The sequence below is a fragment of the Pseudomonas brassicae genome (assembly GCF_010671725.1).
In the GTDB taxonomy this organism is placed as follows: Bacteria; Pseudomonadota; Gammaproteobacteria; order Pseudomonadales; family Pseudomonadaceae; genus Aquipseudomonas; species Aquipseudomonas brassicae.
On sequence record NZ_JAAHBU010000237.1, the window covers coordinates 1 to 1352 of the forward strand.

A 1352-nucleotide genomic window follows, 5' to 3' on the forward strand; every position below is an offset into this window, starting at 1 on the left:
CTGGCTTGCCAGCGAAGCGCTTGATCAGCCTTTGATCGCCTTCCACAGCTTGCCCACCACGGTGACCACCGCCAGCACCGCCGCCCCCGCCACAATCCCCACGCCTGCATTGAGCAAGGTCGAAGTCAGCACCCCGCCGTTGCCTTCGCTGAATGCTTCGATGGCGTGATGCAGCGGCGCAATGCCATGCACCAGGATCCCGCCACCGACCAGGAACATGGCCGCCGTGCCGATCACCGACAGGGCCTTCATCATGTACGGCGCCGCGTGCAGGATACCGTTGCCGACGGCCTTGGCCGCATTCGAGGCCTTCTGCGTCAGCCACAGGCCCAGGTCATCCAGCTTGACGATCCCCGCCACCAACCCATAGACACCGATGGTCATCACGATCGCGATACCCGACAGCACGATGATCTGCTGGGTCAGCGGCGCATCGGCCACCGTCCCCAGGGTAATCGCAATGATCTCGGCCGACAGGATGAAGTCGGTGCGCACCGCGCCCTTGATCTTGTCTTTTTCGAACGCCACCAGGTCGACCGCCGGGTTGGCCACCGCCTCGGTCAACGCCGCATGCCCGGCCTGCTGCTCTTCAGCACTGTGCAGGAACTTGTGCGCGAGCTTCTCGAAGCCCTCGAAACACAGGTACGCACCGCCGATCATCAGCAATGGGGTAACCGCCCACGGGATGAAGGCACTGATCAGCAACGCGGCCGGCACCAGGATCAGCTTGTTCAGGAACGACCCCTTGGCCACCGCCCACACCACCGGGATCTCCCGCTCGGCGCGCACGCCCGTGACCTGCTGGGCATTGAGGGCCAGGTCGTCACCCAGTACCCCGGCAGTCTTTTTGGCCGCGACCTTGGTCATGACCGAGACATCGTCGAGTACCGTGGCGATATCGTCGATCAGTACCAGCAAACTGCTTCCTGCCATGCGTCATATTCCGCTGAAGGGTAAAAGCGTCAAGCTTAGCCTGTTGGCGGGTAAAAGGGGCGACCTTGAGCGCCGCGCAAACCCGGTGCTACCATGCGCAACCGCCCGCCCAGGCCTGTTGCCGCATGCGGCCAGAGACAAGGAACAGCGCCACCATGAGCAGTATTCGCGAGCGCAACAAAGAACTGATCCTGCGCGCGGCCAGCGAGGAATTCGCCGACAAGGGCTTTGCCGCCACCAAGACCAGCGACATCGCGGCCAAGGCTGGCCTGCCCAAGCCCAACGTCTATTACTACTTCAAGTCCAAGGAAAACCTCTACCGCGAGGTGCTCGAGAGCATCATCGAGCCGATCATGCAGGCGTCCACCCCGTTCAATGCCGAAGGTGAACCGCACGAGGTGCTCAGCGCCTACATCCGC

General features: G+C 62.8%; 2 protein-coding genes. One reads left to right on the forward strand and one right to left on the reverse strand.

Annotation, left to right across the window (positions count from 1 at the left end; genetic code table 11):
- Window positions 1-24 precede the first annotated feature (24 nt).
- Entirely contained in the window at window positions 25-933 is a 909-nt protein-coding gene (locus G3436_RS16680; RefSeq protein ID WP_163947064.1) for a DUF808 domain-containing protein, read from the reverse strand.
- Between the two features lie 155 nt (window positions 934-1088).
- Here G3436_RS16680 and G3436_RS16685 point away from each other — a divergent pair.
- Window positions 1089-1352: TetR/AcrR family transcriptional regulator (locus tag G3436_RS16685; RefSeq protein ID WP_163947067.1), on the forward strand; the 264-nt coding region annotated here is incomplete at its 3' end.

Excerpts from the sequence above, each read along its gene's own strand:
- G3436_RS16680 (WP_163947064.1), bottom strand. The coding sequence starts at position 933 with ATGGCAGGAAGCAGTTTGCTGGTACTGATCGACGATATCGCCACGGTA.